General features: G+C 50.5%; 13 protein-coding genes, 4 tRNA genes and 1 pseudogene. 14 read left to right on the plus strand and 4 right to left on the minus strand.

Going from position 1 to position 16,716, the window contains the following annotated elements; translation table 11 throughout:
* Positions 1-66 precede the first annotated feature (66 nt).
* The 4 genes from I656_RS06605 (at position 67) to I656_RS06590 (ending at position 599) form a co-directional block, all read left to right on the plus strand.
* Positions 67-140: transfer RNA gene (locus I656_RS06605), tRNA-Ile, on the plus strand.
* A 209-nt stretch (positions 141-349) separates the two neighbouring features.
* Positions 350-424: transfer RNA gene (locus I656_RS06600), tRNA-Asn, on the plus strand.
* A gap of 6 nt (positions 425-430) precedes the next feature.
* Positions 431-523, plus strand: a tRNA-Ser gene (locus tag I656_RS06595).
* Between the two features lie 4 nt (positions 524-527).
* Positions 528-599, plus strand: a tRNA-Glu gene (locus I656_RS06590).
* Positions 600-903: 304 nt separating this feature from the next.
* On the opposite strand, the gene I656_RS06585 is transcribed toward I656_RS06590, so the two are convergent.
* Positions 904-1,569, minus strand: a complete 666-nt coding sequence (locus I656_RS06585) for a B3/4 domain-containing protein (RefSeq protein ID WP_033005850.1) — start codon at positions 1,567-1,569, stop codon at positions 904-906.
* A 52-nt stretch (positions 1,570-1,621) separates the two neighbouring features.
* On the opposite strand from I656_RS06585, the gene queG reads away from it, so the two are divergent.
* The 5 genes and pseudogenes from queG (at position 1,622) to yhbH (ending at position 7,872) form a co-directional block, all read left to right on the plus strand.
* Positions 1,622-2,764, plus strand: a complete 1,143-nt coding sequence (queG, locus tag I656_RS06580) for a tRNA epoxyqueuosine(34) reductase QueG (protein WP_013146296.1) — start codon at positions 1,622-1,624, stop codon at positions 2,762-2,764.
* Positions 2,765-2,825: 61 nt separating this feature from the next.
* Positions 2,826-3,688, plus strand: a pseudogene (locus I656_RS0115820) (amidase domain-containing protein).
* 23 nt (positions 3,689-3,711) lie between these two features.
* The gene (gene trmL / locus I656_RS06575) at positions 3,712-4,185 is read left to right on the plus strand and encodes a tRNA (uridine(34)/cytosine(34)/5-carboxymethylaminomethyluridine(34)-2'-O)-methyltransferase TrmL (RefSeq protein ID WP_015373984.1); all 474 of its coding nucleotides are present in this window, start codon (positions 3,712-3,714) and stop codon (positions 4,183-4,185) included.
* Between the two features lie 325 nt (positions 4,186-4,510).
* Entirely contained in the window at positions 4,511-6,406 is a 1,896-nt protein-coding gene (locus I656_RS06570; RefSeq protein WP_011229990.1) for a PrkA family serine protein kinase, read from the plus strand.
* A 308-nt stretch (positions 6,407-6,714) separates the two neighbouring features.
* The gene (gene yhbH, locus I656_RS06565; protein ID WP_033005854.1) at positions 6,715-7,872 is read left to right on the plus strand and encodes a sporulation protein YhbH; all 1,158 of its coding nucleotides are present in this window, start codon (positions 6,715-6,717) and stop codon (positions 7,870-7,872) included.
* Between the two features lie 72 nt (positions 7,873-7,944).
* Here yhbH and I656_RS06560 read toward each other — a convergent pair whose 3' ends face one another.
* Positions 7,945-8,637 (minus strand): hypothetical protein, encoded by a 693-nt coding sequence (locus I656_RS06560; RefSeq protein ID WP_015373986.1) that lies wholly within the window; start codon positions 8,635-8,637, stop codon positions 7,945-7,947.
* 266 nt (positions 8,638-8,903) lie between these two features.
* On the opposite strand from I656_RS06560, the gene I656_RS06555 reads away from it, so the two are divergent.
* Complete coding sequence (locus tag I656_RS06555) at positions 8,904-9,881, plus strand: LacI family DNA-binding transcriptional regulator (RefSeq protein WP_033005858.1); 978 nt, start codon at positions 8,904-8,906, stop codon at positions 9,879-9,881.
* A gap of 58 nt (positions 9,882-9,939) precedes the next feature.
* On the opposite strand, the gene I656_RS06550 is transcribed toward I656_RS06555, so the two are convergent.
* A complete protein-coding gene (locus I656_RS06550) occupies positions 9,940-10,620 on the minus strand; it encodes a response regulator (RefSeq protein WP_013523005.1) in 681 nt (226 codons plus the stop codon).
* A gap of 62 nt (positions 10,621-10,682) precedes the next feature.
* Positions 10,683-12,260 carry a sensor histidine kinase gene (locus I656_RS06545; protein WP_033005860.1) on the minus strand — a complete coding sequence of 526 codons (1,578 nt, stop codon included), beginning with the start codon at positions 12,258-12,260 and terminating at the stop codon, positions 10,683-10,685.
* Between the two features lie 312 nt (positions 12,261-12,572).
* Here I656_RS06545 and I656_RS06540 point away from each other — a divergent pair, with 312 nt between their 5' ends.
* The 4 genes from I656_RS06540 to I656_RS06525 all read left to right on the plus strand — a co-directional run.
* Entirely contained in the window at positions 12,573-13,619 is a 1,047-nt protein-coding gene (locus tag I656_RS06540) for a TRAP transporter substrate-binding protein (protein WP_020755416.1), read from the plus strand.
* 294 nt (positions 13,620-13,913) lie between these two features.
* Positions 13,914-15,176 carry a dicarboxylate/amino acid:cation symporter gene (locus I656_RS06535; RefSeq protein ID WP_033005861.1) on the plus strand — a complete coding sequence of 421 codons (1,263 nt, stop codon included), beginning with the start codon at positions 13,914-13,916 and terminating at the stop codon, positions 15,174-15,176.
* 325 nt (positions 15,177-15,501) lie between these two features.
* Positions 15,502-16,284, plus strand: coding sequence for an aldo/keto reductase (locus tag I656_RS06530; protein ID WP_050572312.1), 783 nt, complete (start codon positions 15,502-15,504; stop codon positions 16,282-16,284).
* A gap of 148 nt (positions 16,285-16,432) precedes the next feature.
* A partial coding sequence (locus tag I656_RS06525) for a zinc metallopeptidase (RefSeq protein WP_020755419.1) occupies positions 16,433-16,716 on the plus strand: 284 nt, incomplete at its 3' end.

The following is a 16,716-nucleotide window of genomic DNA, read 5'->3' on the forward strand; positions in this document are numbered from 1 at the left end:
TTAGTGGTAAAACCTCAGCCTTCCAAGCTGATGTCGTGGGTTCGATTCCCATCACCCGCTTTTTATGGGCCTATAGCTCAGCTGGTCAGAGCGCACGCCTGATAAGCGTGAGGTCGGTGGTTCAAGTCCACTTAGGCCCATTATTTTCCATTGAATGTTTTTTGGCTATTCGCTATAATAATGGGCGAACAATGCCCCATCGTTCCACAGCAAAAGCGGAGCGACGAGCTTCACATCTTCGAATTCGCTGCGAGTTGCCTCGACGCATCTCGCTTCCTTGAATTAGCTGGCAGAGGAAGAGGCAACGAGCACATTTGGAAGATGTGCATAACATATAGTTATTCATCATTCCGCAATAGCTCAGCGGTAGAGCAACCGGCTGTTAACCGGTAGGTCGTAGGTTCGAATCCTACTTGCGGAGCCATGTTACGGAGAAGTACCCAAGTGGCTGAAGGGGACGGTTTGCTAAACCGTTAGGTCGCAGTTTTGCGGCGCGCGGGTTCAAATCCCGCCTTCTCCGCCATAATGGCCCGTTGGTCAAGTGGTTAAGACACCGCCCTTTCACGGCGGTAACACGGGTTCGAATCCCGTACGGGTCACTGGTTGCTGGCACCAGAGATTCTGGTGCCCTTTTGTACAATTTCTTTTGTCGATTTTTGCGTTTTTTTTCTTGCGATGCGTGTGGAAGTCTGTTATAATGTCTCTCGTTAGCTTTAAAATTATGTTATGATGCTTGGGGACAACGCAGTGTTTCGTTTCGTTAAAGAACGAGGCATTGCGTTTTTTTTATTTATCACCCTAAACCGAGAAGCCCCCCACTTCCACGCGTGAGCGTAGGTGGGAGAGCGTTCAAGTAGGGAGGGAGTCCCCCGTTTCCAACGGCAGGAAAGTGGGGGGAGAAGATCAAACGAACAATTGGGCGTCGGCTTCGCCGCCATGAATTTGCACAAACATCGTTTGGATGGCTTGAAGCTGGCGCTTGGCGGTTTCTTCTGGCGTTGATGGGAGAAAGTAAACGATTTGCAAAGCGTTTTTCGTTTCTCTCGTCACGGCGGTCCGCTCCGAATCGACGATCGGACTGCCAAACGGCCCTCGTTCATCTTTGCTGACGAGTTTGTTGGCAAAGTTGACTGTGCGGCCGTTTAACGCGATGTATTCATCTTGTTCCGTGCCGATCGTGAGCGTCACTGTCCCGTTGATGCGGTCTAGATCATAGATGCCGAGTGGAATTTTATAATAGAGTGAAAAAAAGTTGTTTATGTCTGCCGCTGAATGGATAGGCGAAATGAAGCTTTTTTTCTGGATGCGTCGGTACAGGCTTTCACTTGACGGTCGATAGCGGCTTGGGTCCGTTCCGATTTGTTTGAAAGTACGGCGCCATTCGACCATCTCAGGAATGTCGGCAATCGACTTTTCCTGCAGCTCGATGTAAAGAGATTCTTGAAACAGCTCAAGCCGCCCCCTTAACATTTGCGGTGAATCGCTGACCTCGATATGATGATAGCGGATGACGCCGAATTTACCAGAAGGAAGGCGTTGCTTTAGTTGTTCTGATATCACGAATTTCATCTTGATCACCTCGGATTTCATTTTATCATATATGACGAAAGGAGGGAAAACGATGGATGTTATGGCATTAAAGCGGGAAGTCATTGAGTATAGTCGGTCAATCGGCATTGATAAAATCGGATTTGCGAGCGCTGATCCGTTTGTTGAATTAAAGGAACGGCTGCGCCGCCAGCAGGAGCTCGGCTATCAGTCCGGTTTTGAGGAACCAGATATTGAGAAACGGACGAATCCTTCATTGCTTCTTCCGGAAGCAAAATCGATCATTGCCATTGCTCTTGCCTATCCGTCCAAAATGAAAAATGCGCCGCGGGGGACAAAGACGGAACGGCGCGGCGTTTTTTGCCGCGCTTCATGGGGAAAGGACTACCACGATGTGTTGCGGGAACGTTTGCAGCAGCTCGAGGAGTTTTTGCTGGCCAAAGTGCCCCATGCCCGCGTTCGCTCGATGGTGGATACCGGAGAGCTCGCCGATCGGGCGGTGGCGGAACGGGCAGGGATCGGTTGGAGCGGCAAGAACTGCTCTATTATTACACCGGAGTTTGGATCGTATGTGTATTTGGGAGAAATGATTACGAATATTCCATTTCCCCCTGATGAACCGGTTGAAAACCGATGCGGCACGTGCACGAAATGCATTGATGCCTGCCCGACCGGGGCGCTTGTACAAGGGGGACAACTGAACGCACAGCGGTGCCTTTCCTTTTTAACGCAAACGAAAGGCTTTTTGGCCGACGAGTTTCGGGAGAAAATCGGGAACCGGCTGTACGGCTGCGATACATGCCAGCAAGTCTGCCCGGAAAATAAGGGGAAAGACTTTCATTTGCATCCAGAATTCGAGCCGGATCCGGAAGCGGTAAAGCCGAAACTCATCCCGCTGCTTCAGATGAGCAACCGTGAATTTAAAGAAACATTTGGGGCCATGGCGGGTTCATGGCGTGGGAAAAAGCCGATTCAGCGCAATGCCATTCTGGCGCTCGCCCATTACAAAGACCAAACCGCGGTGCCGCACTTACTGCGTTTGTTGAAAGAGGATAGCCGTCCAGTCATCCGCGGGACGGCGGCGTGGGCGCTCGGGAAAATCGGGGATCCAAGCGCTAAGCCTTATTTGGAGGCCGCGCGGCAAACGGAGGCGGATGCCGATGTGATCGCTGAGATTGAAAAAGGACTGAAACTGTTGGCTGAGGCAAAGGAATAGGGAAAAAAACGCAGCTTCCCCACATAAGGTAGTAACAAAAACGAAAGTGGTGGAAAGCAGCATGAAAAAACAGTTGCGCGCGTGGTTGGATGAGCGAGCCCGCTCGTTTGTGTCGGAAAGCAATATCCGAAGCGAAGAGGCGGCAAGAAAGCAACGGCTTTGCCAAAAGCGCGGTGCGGAGATCGTCCGTTGCACGATCCGGGGACAAATTGTCGGCAGGCAGACCATCGAGCGGGAAGCGAAAGTGATGTATATTGCCCACCATCAATTTTTAATTAAGCAAAGGGGTTCACTATATATAGAAGAACAGGTTGAGGAGCGATGCGCCTGTTTTGTTCGCGGTGAGCTTGTAGCTGATGAACCGATCAACCGGCTGGGGGGGTATATGGAGGCGCCGCGCGTCGAACGAGAGCAATGGACGGGGGAGCGTCTTTCTTACCAGTATGACCGCGCCCGGGCGGTGCGGTATGCGGAAACGTGGTGGAATCGGCATAACCCGGTGTTTCCGTCGTTTCCGGTGGATTGCACGAATTTTGTCTCTCAATGCTTGTATGCAGGCGGGGCGCCGATGACGGGCTATCCGAACCGGGCGAGGGGATGGTGGTGTCAAAACGGAAGTTGGAGTTACAGCTGGGCTGTGGCCCATGCTTTTCGTTGGTATTTGAGCGGGTCGCGCATCGGCTTGCAGGCGGTGGAAGTGGCGGAGCAGAGCAATTGATGGCAGGCGATGTCATCTGTTATGATTTTCAAGGGGACGGACGCTTCGACCACTCAACGATTGTGGTGGCGAAAGATCAGAACGGGATGCCGCTTGTAAACGCCCATACGACAAACAGCCGAATGCGCTATTGGTCGTATGAAGATTCAAGCGCCTATACGCCAAACATTCGGTATAAATTTTTTCACATCATTGACCGCAAATAAACGATGTTGCTGAGGTGAACGAAATGCCGCTCCATGTAGTACTGTACCAACCAGAAATTCCGGCTAATACCGGGAATATCGCCCGCACATGCGCGGCTACGGATACGGCGCTTCACTTGATTCGTCCGCTTGGGTTTTCAACGGATGATAAAATGTTAAAGCGCGCCGGGCTTGATTATTGGCCGTATGTCAATATTTCGTATTATGACTCGCTTGACGAACTATTCGCCCGCTTTCCGGAAGGGGAGTTTTATTTCATTACGAAATTCGGGCGCCGGTATTATGATTCGTTTGATTTCAGCGATACAGAAAAACATATTTTCTTTGTGTTCGGCCGTGAAACGACCGGATTGCCGAAGGAGCTGCTTGAGGCCAATATGGATCGTTGCCTTCGCATCCCGATGAATGACAAAGTGCGCTCGTTAAACTTGTCGAACACGGCGGCCATTTTAGTGTACGAAGCGTTGCGCCAACAACGGTTTTATGGGTTGTCATAAACAAAAAAACGACCTTCGCTCTGGAGGTCGTTTTTTTTGGTCTTATTGTCTGACGCCTGGTTTGTCTTCATAGCCAGCGGTGAAAATGGCCGTCAAAAACGCAATGATAACCCCTAGCACAAGCAACGTGCGCATCGTTTGTTCCTCCTTCATAATGAAAGTGGCAGGCGTTTCCCTCTTTATTATAGCGAATATGGCCAAGCATGTGAATGACCGCAGCTGGTTGTTAGGAGACAAAATTTTTTTTGCGGCGAATGATACGGGACATCCTCGCATAAATTGTAATAATCTTGCTGTTAGACATCCAAGGGTGAGGAGGTCCTTTATGGATATTTTGCAAAAAATCGCCCGGTATCGGGAAGAAGAAGAAAAGTTGAAATGGGAAGGAACGTTTGCCGAGTATTTAAAGATTTTAAAAGAAAAGCCGTGGGTGGCCCAGTCGGCTCATTCGCGTGTTTATAATATGATCAAAGATGCTGGGGTCGAAGAGGTGAATGGGCGGAAACGATATAAGTTTTTCAGCCAGCACCTGTTCGGGCTTGAGGAGGCGCTTGAGCGGCTCGTTGAGGAATATTTCCACCCGGCGGCGAAGCGGCTTGATGTGCGGAAACGGATTTTGCTGCTGATGGGGCCGGTCGGCGGCGGGAAGTCGACGTTGGTAACGCTCCTGAAGCGCGGGCTTGAGGAGTACTCCAAAACGGAGCGCGGAGCCGTTTATGCGATTAAAGGGTGCCCGATGCATGAAGACCCGCTTCACCTCATTCCTCACCATTTGCGCGACGATTTTTACCGTGAGTACGGCATTCGCATTGAAGGTGAGCTGTCGCCGCTCAATATGATGCGGCTTGAGAAAGAGTACGGCGGACGCATTGAAGACGTGCTGGTGGAGCGTATTTTCTTCTCGGAAAACCGCCGCGTCGGCATCGGGACGTTCAGTCCGTCTGACCCAAAATCGCAAGACATCGCCGATTTAACGGGAAGCATTGATTTTTCAACGATCGCGGAATACGGTTCCGAGTCTGACCCGCGCGCGTATCGGTTTGACGGCGAGCTGAACAAAGCCAACCGCGGGATTATGGAATTTCAAGAGATGTTAAAGTGCGATGAAAAATTTCTTTGGCATTTGCTGTCGCTGACGCAAGAAGGCAATTTCAAGGCTGGGCGGTTTGCTTTAATCAGCGCCGATGAATTGATCATCGCGCATACGAACGAAACGGAATATCGGTCGTTCATTGCCAACAAAAAGAACGAGGCGCTCCATTCGCGTATCATCGTCATGCCGATTCCGTACAACTTGCGCGTCTCGGAAGAAGAGCGCATTTATGAAAAAATGATCCGCGAAAGCGACGTCGCCGACGTGCATATCGCCCCGCACACGCTGCGGATTGCGGCTATGTTTACGATTTTGACGCGGCTGAAAGAATCGAAGCGGCCGGATGTGGATTTATTGAAGAAAATGCGCTTGTATGATGGCGAAATGATTGAAGGATTCAGCGAGGTCGATGTGGAGGAGCTGAAAAAGGAGCATCCGGATGAGGGGATGAGCGGCATCGACCCACGCTATGTCATCAACCGTATTTCTGCCTGCATCATCCGCAAAGGAGTGCCGTCGATTAATGCGCTTGACGTGCTTCGTTCGTTGAAAGAAGGATTGGATCAGCATCCGTCGATCACGAAGGAAGACCGCGAGCGGTATTTGAATTTCATTTCGCTCGTGCGCAAGGAGTATGATGAAATCGCAAAACAAGAAGTGCAAAAGGCGTTCGTCTATTCGTATGAAGAGTCAGCGAAAACGTTGATGGATAACTATTTGGACAACGTCGAGGCGTACTGCAACAAGACGAAACTGCGCGATCCGCTTACGGGTGAGGAAATGAATCCGGATGAAAAGCTGATGCGCTCGATCGAGGAACAAATCGGCATTTCCGAAAATGCGAAAAAAGCGTTTCGCGAAGAAATTTTAATTCGCATTTCGGCATATGCACGAAAAGGACAGCGGTTTGATTATAATTCACATGAACGGTTGCGGGAAGCGATCCAGAAGAAATTGTTTGCGGATTTAAAGGACATTGTCAAAATTACAACGTCGACGAAAACACCGGATGAGCAGCAGTTGAAAAAAATTAACGAAGTCGTCGCCCGCCTCATTGATGAATACGGGTACAACTCCACGTCAGCCAATGAATTGCTCCGTTATGTCGGCAGCTTGTTGAACCGCTAGGCATGCCTCAAGCGCTGAGGCATGCTTTTTTTATCCTCCTCCCCTGTCTGACCGAGTTGCACAGGGAGGGTCGAGCGAAGACGACGCAGCGAGCTTCGCTAAAAGGAAGCGAACAAGAGGGCGCGAAGCTGATAATCGGGCTTGTCTACTTTTCTATTTTCCTCATTCATTGGTCAATTATTTTGAATTTTTGCATACGATAAAATAAACCAACTTGGCATCGTGATGGCCCGTTTTGATGACGCCAACATAAGTATATGCGGGAAAGCGAAAAGTGTGAAAATGATTTTTTCAAAGGAGGGGAAAACATGAAGGGGAATTTTGTTGTATCGAAAGAAGACTGGTCCCTCCACCGCAAAGGATATGATGATCAAAAGCGCCATCAAGAAAAAGTGAAGGAAGCGATCAAAAACAATTTGCCCGACTTAATTACGGAAGAAAGCATTATCATGTCCAACGGGCGCGATGTGATTAAAATTCCGATCCGCTCGCTCGATGAATACAAAATCCGCTACAATTATGAGAAAAACAAACACGTCGGCCAAGGAAACGGAGACAGCCAAGTCGGCGATGTCGTGGCCCGAGACGGAAGCGGGGAGGGGCAAGGGCCAGGAAAAGGCCAAGGGGCTGGCGATTTGCCGGGCCAAGATTATTACGAAGCTGAAGTGTCACTGATGGAGATTGAGGAAGCGTTCTTTAGCCAACTGGAGCTGCCCAACTTGCAACGAAAAGAGCTGGATCAAAATGTAACTCAACATATCGAATTTAATGACATCCGCCGCACCGGACTGATGGGGAACATCGATAAGAAGCGGACGATGCTCGCTGCCTTCAAGCGCAATGCCATGAATGGCAAACCAGGTTTTTATCCGATTTACCGCGAAGATTTGAAGTTTAAAACGTGGAACGAAGTCGTCAAGCCAGAATCGAAGGCGGTCGTCTTGGCGATGATGGACACAAGCGGATCGATGGGCATGTGGGAAAAATATATGGCACGCAGCTTTTTCTTCTGGATGACGCGCTTTTTGCGCACGAAATATGAAACCGTTGAGATCGCCTTTATCGCCCACCATACGGAAGCGAAAGTTGTCAGCGAGGACGAATTTTTCACGAAAGGGGAAAGCGGCGGGACGATTTGCTCATCCGCCTACCGCAAGGCGCTTGAACTGATCGAAACGAAGTATTCTCCGTCGCGCTACAACATTTATCCGTTCCACTTCTCCGACGGCGACAACTTGACATCGGACAATGCCCGTTGCGTGAAGCTTGTTCAAGAGCTGATGAAAGTGTCGAACATGTTTGGGTACGGGGAAGTCAACCAGTACAACCGCCATTCCACGCTCATGTCGGCGTATCGCAATATTAAAGACGAAAAATTCCGCTATTATATTTTGAAGCAAAAATCGGATGTGTTCCATGCGATGAGAACATTTTTCCGCAAAGAAGAAAGCAAGCAGCTCGTTTGACCCTCTTCATATGGCGAAAAGAGGGTTTTTCTTTTTGGAAAGGCGGGAGGGCGAGGCCCTCCCTAAAATAAGTTATTGCTTTTGCAGCGTCGCCGCCATGGCGAGTACGGCGCCAAGCACGTCTTCGTTGCTTGGAGCGTGCACGGTCAATAGCATCGGCGTTGGTTGGGCGCTGGCGATGACATGAACGGTGACACCGTCCGCTTGGGCAGTGTACCAAACGGCATCAGCGAACGGCTTAGGCAATCCGTTCGTTTGTTGGCGGGCGGCGTTGGCGTCAACCGCTTGGGCATGTTCTTGCGCTAGTTGCTCGTAGTTTGTTTCCCCCTCCGAAAGCAAGCGGATGCGGGCGAATGCGTCGCCATGAAGCAAGACATCGGCGCCCGGTTCTTCGGCGTCAAGGGTCCATCCTTCCAAAACATAGAGGGAAAAATGTTGATTGTCGCTCGTTTGCAGCGTTGCCGTTTTCGTGATGGTTTGTTTCCCTTCTTGATAGGACAAGGAAACGGTCGGTTGTGAAGCAGCAGATTGCTCTTCTTTTGTCGTTGATTGCTCTTCCTCTTTCCCGGTTGGTGATGTTTGCTCTTTTGCTTCTTTCGAGGAAGAATGTTCTGTGGATGACGGCGCATCAGACGATGGTTTTGGATCGTCGGCTGTCTGCTCTTCCTTTGCCGCCTGTGTCGTCTCGTGCTCTTTCGTTCCACAGCCAACCAGCAAGACGGAGGCGACAGCGAGAGAGAACAACAGTTTCCAGTATCGAATCATGTTCATTCCTCCCTACGTTCCATATACCCCCCATTATACCAATTGAAACGGTGGAAACAAACAGACTCGTTTCCCTATTTTTTTGTTTGTTTCGCGTGCAAGGCGATATGCGCCCCGCCCCAAACAGCGGCGACGAGCAGAATGAGTGAAGCCAATCCGCAAAGCATGCGGTCACCTCCTCGTGTATACTAGAACTAGATGGCAGGATGAATGTAATGTATGAAACGCGTTTCAAGTCAAGAGCTTTTATGGAGGGAAGTGGGAACGTGGCGAACATCCGTGATTTGGCGAAAGAAGCGGGTGTGTCGGTGGCCACTGTATCGAGGGTATTGAACGGATATCCGTATGTGAGCGAGGAAAAGCGGAAGGCAGTTTGGGAAGCAGCCCAGAAGCTTCAATATGTGAAAAATATTCAAGCCGTTCACTTGGCGAAGGGAAGAACAGCGATTGTCGGGGTCATGCTTCCGTACATTCACCATCCTTATTTTTCCGCTGTAATCGAAGGGATTTCCAAAGAGGCGCTTCGTTATGGTTACCAGTTGCTTTTGTTTCAGACAAACTATGAGGTGGAAAGGGAGCTTGAGGCGTTGGAACGGCTGCGGATGAAGCAAATGGATGGGTTGATCGTATGTTCCCATGAAGTGGACTGGGAAGCGTTTGCGGCTTATCAGGAAGACGGTCCCATTGTTTTATGTGAGCAGGTGGAAAGGTATGATTTTTTCACTGTCTATATCGATCACTACCAAGCGTTTGTCCAAGCGCTTCGCTACTTGATCAAAAAGGGGCACCGGCGCATCGGTTATTGCATCGGAAGAATGACCGGGCCGAACAGCCAAGCGAGGGCAGGGGCGTACCAGGATGTGTTGCGTGAAGTCGGCGTCCTTCCTCGTCGGCAGTGGGTTTTCGATGGTTGTCTATTTCTTGAAGATGGAAAGCGGGTTATGGAGCAATGGATCGCGATGGAGGAGAGGCCGAGCGCGTTGCTTGTGACGAGTGACCAAGTGGCGGCCGGAATCGTGCTCCATGCGCGCCGAATCGGGGTGCGCATTCCAGATGAGCTTGCCGTTATTGGTTTTGATAATGATCCATTGGCCGAAATGCTGGGCATTACAACCGTGGCACTCCCCCATTTTACGCTCGGGGAAAGAGCGTTCCGCCTTCTTCACCATTGGCTGGAGACAGGCCGTGTGGCGCGAAAACAGGAAGAGCTGCCTGCCCGGTTGCTGGTGCGGGATACGGCATAATAAGGCCTGGCTTTCCGTCTCTGACAACCAGCTTAAAGCCAAGTGAAACGGCGCCGTGTTATGTTGCTTTCAGATGGTACCGATTCACTGGTCGTCCGACGCCGCCGTATTGAACATCGAGCACGACTTTTCCTGTTTTCTCAAGGTACTCCAAATAGCGGCGGGCGGTGACGCGGGCGATGCCGACTCCTTCGGCCACTTCCTCGGCGGAAACAGGGAAGCGGTGCCCGCGCAAATAGGCGATCACTTTTTCCAATGTGACCTCATTCAGTCCTTTCGGAAGCTCGGAGGACGGTCCGGCCGGTTGTTCAGCCGCCCGCCTTAGGGCATCGAGTTCCACCTGGGTGAGCGATTCCTTTTCCGCAAGCGACCGGCGGAACGTCCGATAATTTTCCAACGCCTGTTTGAGCCGTTCAAATTTGAACGGTTTCACAATGTAATCGAAGGCGCCGTTTTGCAGGACGCGGCGCACCGTTTCAATGTCGCTCGCCGCGGTAATGGCGATGATATCGACTTCATGGCCGCGGGCGCGGATTTGTTTTAATGTTTCAAGGCCGTCCAGCTGCGGCATGTAAATATCGATCATTGCTAAATCCGGGTGCAGCTCGTCGATGAGGCGGAGTCCTTCTTCACCGTTTCCAGCGAGGCCGATGACGGTGAAGCCGTCGACTTGTTCAATCATTTGCCGATTCACTTCTTGCACCATCGGGTCATCCTCGATCAACAACACGCGATACATAGCCTTTTCCTCCTTCGTCTCGACGGGGGTGTCTTTCGCGGCCGCCGTTGCCTAAATGGACCTCACATGTCAAAGATCACCGTAAACACCGTTCCTTTCCCCTTTTCCGACTGCACATCGATGCGCCCGTTTCCCTTTTCCACAATTTGCTTCACCAAATACAAGCCGATGCCTCGACCGCTCTCCCCTTTGGTTGAAAAGCCTTCATCAAAAATGCGGTTGATATGCTCACGGGCAATGCCTTGGCCGTTGTCTTCGACCGAGAGGGAACAAATGTCTTCATTTTGTTCGATGCTGATGTAAATTTCTTTTTCCCGGTCGGTTACATCACGGAACGCGTCGAAGGCGTTTTCAATTAAATTGCCAAGGAGAACAACAAAATCATGGTGATCGAGATGCGGCGGAAAGCGGTGCAGCCGGCTGTGCCGATCGATGGTCACGCGGATGCCGAGCTCCTTGCCGCGGCGGATTTTGCTTAAGAGCAATCCAGAAATGCTTTCGTCCTTAATGTTGCGGCTTAAAAACTGTGTCAGTTCTGCTTGTTCCTCCGTGACTTGGAAGACGTACTCGAGCGCCTTTTCGATATGGCCGAGCTGGATGAGGCCGGCGATCGTATGAAGCTTATTCATGTATTCATGATTTTGCACGCGCAAGGCGTGGACAAACGCTTTGACGCCCGTCAGTTCTTCGGCGAGTCTCTTCACTTCCGTCCGGTCTTGGAAAATGGCGATGGCGCCGACCGTTTTCCCGTTGACTTTGATCGGGATGCGGTTGCTCCAAATCGTTAAATTGCCGATCTGCAACTCCTTATTGTAAATCGGCTTGTTTACTTCCAAGATTTCCGGAAGGTGTGTGTCTGGAATGACGGAACGGATCGACCGGCCGATGACATCCCCTTTGACGCCGAGCATTTGTTTTGCCCGGTCGTTGAAGATGGTAATGTTTTCATCGCTGTCAATGGCGATGACGCCTTCGTGCATGGCGTTAAACGCTTCCGTCCGTTCGATCAGCAGCTTGGCGATCTCATGCGGTTCCAGCTCAAACATTTGCCGCTTGATATGGGAGGCGAGCAGCCATGCACCAATTCCACCGACAACGAGCGACAAAACGACCGCTACGGCAGCTTCTTCTTTCAAAGAATCAATGGCTTCAAAAAACGTCGGCAACCGGTAGGCGGCGATGACGACGCCAATTTGTTCGTGATCGCTGTTCATAATGGGAACGAAGGCGCGAACCACTGTCCCGATTTCCCCGCGGGCTTTGGAAGTGTACGTATGTTCGGCAAATGCCGGCCCCTCATCAGCACCGCGGGAGATCGTGCCGATCATTGCCGGAAGCGGATGGGAGAGGCGCACTTTGTTCATATCGAGAACGACGATATAGTCGGCGCTGTGAATGACGCGCACCCGCTCGACGACCGGATTGATCAGCGCCCGGCTTTGTTTGTTTCCGACAATATGGCGCCTGACTTCGGGCAGCTCGGAGACGGTGCGCGCGGTCAATAAGGCGCGCTGGCTGAGTTCCTCCTCCTTTGTATGGAAAAAGTCGCTGATGATGAATGCACCGCTCAGCAACATGGAAAAGCTGACGATGGCGAAAATCAACATCGTAATTTTCCAGCGAATCGGCAGCCGGTTCATGGCGGAACTCCTTTTTGGCAGTCGTGATGGCTGTTGGACATGCCATATGAATCGGGAAAGGAATAAATCAACGTTTTTTTCATTATACCAAATCTTCTTGAATGGAAAGAAACGAAAGGTGTAAAATGGCGGTGGGGAACAAATATTCTGCCCGCCAGCATAGAGGATGGTGCATACGTAAGGCGTGGCGATTGCTGCTTTCAAACCGAATCGGTGGGCTCCAGCCGCTTTTTTGCTTCAATGATTCGAGTCGGCGGGGAGCATTCCGTTGGAGTGCCATTTTAGCAATAGGATGGAAGAATGGTGTGAACAATGGGGAAAAAGTGGAGAGCATGGACAATCCTTTTGTTTGTCGGCCTCGGTCTAGTCGGCTGGGCAGCTAGCCGTCAACTGGGACGTGAACCACTTGTTTATGACGACGAGCAAAAAGGATTGGAAAAGCAAATCATTATTTATTTCAGCCATGTCGTAGCAGAGAATACGCCAAAAGGGCTGGCGGCGCAAAAGTTTGCCGAGCTTGTCGAGCAAAAAACAAACGGCCGCGTCAAAGTCGAAGTGTTCCCGAACGGCTCGCTTTATTCGGATGGGGAAGAGCTTGATGCGCTGTTGCGCGGCGACGTGCAAATGATCGCGCCATCATTTTCAAAGGTGACAGAGCTTGTCCCCGAATGGCAAGTGCTCGATTTGCCGTTTTTGTTCCGCGATGAGGACGACGTGCGCCGCGTGTTTACTGGAAAAGTGGGCGCCGAGCTGCTTCGGATGCTGGAGGCAAAAGGAATGAAAGGACTGGCGTTTTGGAGCAATGGATTTAAGCAAATGATGAGCACAACCCGTCCGCTCATCGCCCCTGACGATTTTCGCGGCTTGCGTTTTCGCATTATGCCGAGCGAAGTGATTGAAAAGCAGTTTCGCTTGCTTGGCGGTGAACCGATTGCCGTTTCATTTGACCGCGTTTATCAGGAGCTTGAACAGCATAAGTTTGATGGGCAGGAAAATACGATTTCCAATATTTATTCGAAAGGGTTTTACAAATTTCAACCGTATATTACGATCAGCAATCACGGATATCTCGGGTACGCCGTCATGATGAATCAGTCATTTTGGGACCATTTGCCGAAAGACATCCAGCAAAAAATAACCGAAGCGATGGCTGAAGCAACACAATGGAATTTGCAGGAGTCAAAGGCGCAAAACGAACGGGAATTGAACGAATTGCGCCAGCGCGAGGACGTCCATCTCTATGAATTATCCGAGAGGGAGAAGTGGGAATGGGAGCGAAAGTTCGCCCCGCTGTATGAGGAGTTTGCCAAACGGTTTGGGGCGAGATTATTGGAGGAAATTCGGGAATCCGAGAAGTAGGGGAGCTGTCCCAAAAGAGCGGTAATGCTTCTGCCGGGGCAACATGGAAAAATAGACCACCGCGAAAAACCTGGTAAAACCAATGGTTTCAGAGGTGGTCTCTTTCCCGTGCTTCGGTTGCATTTCATCAAAAAGGGGCTTTTGAGCCAGCCCCTTTTTTTGTTGGTCCTTGCCGAAATAGGCCATGACCAAAAAGACCAAAACGACCATTATCACCATAATATTTTGATTTTATGCTTTTTCCTTTATGATGATGTTGAAAGCGTTGTCAAGACAAAGAAAGGAGTGGGAGAAATGCGGAGCAAATTTAAAAATTTAACTGTGCAAGTCATTATCGGTATTATTTTAGGGATTATCGTCGGATTTTTATTCCCGGAATTCGGCACGAAGCTGAAAGTATTGGCCGATGGGTTTATTAAGCTGATTAAAATGGTGATTGCGCCGATCATTTTCTTCACCGTCGTCATCGGGATCGGCAATATGGGCGACTTGAAAAAGGTCGGCCGCATCGGCGGCAAGGCGCTCATTTATTTTGAAATTGTCACGACGTTTGCGTTGGCGATCGGGATTGTCGTCGTCAACCTTGTCAAACCAGGGGTTGGGTTTCATACCGATGCAGTAAAAGGCGGCGACATTTCACAATACACGAAACAAGCGGAAGAAACAAGCCACGGTTTTGTTGATTTCATTTTAAGCATCATTCCCGACAACGTCGTTGCCGCGATGGCGAGCGGCCAACTGCTTCCGGTGCTCTTCTTCGCCGTGTTGTTCGGTTTAGCGGCTGCCGCGCTTGGGGAAAAAGCAAAACCAGTGATTTCCTTGTTTGAACGGCTGGCGGAAATTTTCTTCGGCGTCGTCAACGTGGTAATGAAGGTGTCGCCGATCGCCGCGTTCGGCGCGATGGCGTACACGATCGGCACGTTCGGCCTCGGATCGCTCGTGTCGCTCGGTAAATTGATGGGTTCTGTTTACATTACGATGGCGCTCTTCATTTTCGTCGTGCTTGGCGGGATTGCCAAGTTTTATGGGTTTAACATCTTTCAGTTTCTCGCTTATATCAAAGAGGAACTGTTGCTTGTTTTGGGCACGTCTTCGTCTGAATCAGCGCTGCCGCGGCTGATGGAACGTTTGGAAAAATACGGGTGCTCGAAATCGGTTGTTGGTCTTGTCGTTCCGACAGGGTATTCGTTTAACCTAGACGGCACATCGATTTACTTGTCGATGGCAGCTATTTTCATCGCCCAAGCGTACGGCATTGATTTAACCATTTGGCAAGAGCTGACGTTGCTTGGCGTCTTAATGCTCACCTCGAAAGGGGCAGCAGGGGTTACCGGTTCCGGCTTTATTACGCTGGCTGCAACGTTGGCAGCATTTCCGATGATTCCGGTCGAAGGCATCGCCTTGTTGCTTGGGGTTGACCGCTTCATGTCGGAAGCGCGGGCGATTACGAATATTATCGGCAATGCTGTAGCGACAGTGGTTGTTTCGAAAATGGAAAACGAGTTTCATCCGAACGAAGCTGAAGTGGAGCGCGCCTCGATGAGCGTGGCCAAATAAGAGTCAGGAGCGCTCTGCAAGTCCCATTGACAGCTTTTCCGTTCGCATGTTTCTGACTGCGTCGGGAAAGGCGCCGCACGCTGCAAATCGCCGAATGGATGAAAAAAGGAATGCAATGACAGCGCGAGGGGAACGTTTCCCCTCGTTTTTGCGTTGATTTTCCCCTAAAGAAAGAACAAGAGGGACGCGGGGAAGCGAGAAAGGAGAGCAAGCATATATTTTGATTTTCTTTCCCTCTTTTCCCATAATGAAACTATAATGACGCTCGAGGAGGAGAGGATATGAACGGTCTGCAAGATTGCGCACTTTGCATAACGGGGTGAAAATGCCTTGGGTCGGCCTTGGCGTTTATAAAGTCAAAGAAGGGAAGGAAGTAAGAAGCGCGGTGCGCACCGCGCTCGAGATCGGCTACCGCCACGTCGATACAGCCGCTTTTTATGAAAACGAAGAAGGTGTCGGTCAAGCGATCCGCGAATCCGGCATTCCTCGCGAACAAGTGTTTGTGACGACGAAAGTGTGGAACACCGACCAAGGGTATGAGACAACGCTGAAGGCGTTTGACAAAAGTTTGAAAAAACTCGGGTTCGATTATGTCGACTTGTATTTGGTCCACTGGCCGGTGAAAGGGAAGTATAAAGAGACGTACAAGGCGCTGGAAAAGTTGTATAAAGACGGTTATGTGCGCGCGATTGGAGTGAGCAACTTCCAAATTCACCATTTGCAAGATGTGATGGCTGACTGCGAAATTAAGCCGATGGTCAACCAAGTCGAGTATCACCCGCGCCTGACGCAAAAAGAGCTGCTTACGTTTTGCCGGGAAAACGGCATCCAGCTTGAAGCATGGTCGCCGCTCATGCGCGGGGAAATTTTAAGCGAACCGACGATCGTTGACATTGGGCGCAAGTACGGGAAAACGCCGGCGCAGGTGGTGTTGCGCTGGGATTTGCAACACGGCGTTGTGACGATCCCGAAGTCGGTGACGCCGGCGCGGATCAAGGAAAACGCTGATATTTTTGATTTCTCGCTGACCGACGAAGAAATGAAACAGATCGACGCGTTGAACTTGAACAAACGGGTCGGTCCTGACCCAGACAATTTCAATTTTTGATGTTCCCATGAGCCAAATAGCGCCTCGATGCAGGCGCTGTTTTTTTTTTGAAACCGGAGCGGGCCGTTTGACGTATGAAAAGGTGAGCAAGTACAATAAATAATAGTATACACATTTGATGAACATTGAAAAAACGGAGGGTGCTGTGATGCTATTCCATCCGATGGATATTTTCATTTTTATCGCCTTCCTGATATCGCTTTGGGCGCAATGGAAGGTATCAAGCAATTTCAATGCCTGGTCTGAAGTTCCAGCCTCATCGGGGTTGACGGGGGCGGAAGTGGCGCGCATGATTTTAGACCGCCACGGGCTGCACCATGTGCCGGTGGAGGTCGTGCCAGGGAGATTGTCCGACCATTATGATCCGATTTCCCGCACGGTCCGTTTGTCGGAGCCGGTCTTTTATGGGCGTTCAATCGCTTCCATTTCCGT

It is taken from the genome of Geobacillus sp. WSUCF1, from assembly GCF_000422025.1.
Lineage (GTDB): Bacteria > Bacillota > Bacilli > Bacillales > Anoxybacillaceae > Geobacillus > Geobacillus zalihae.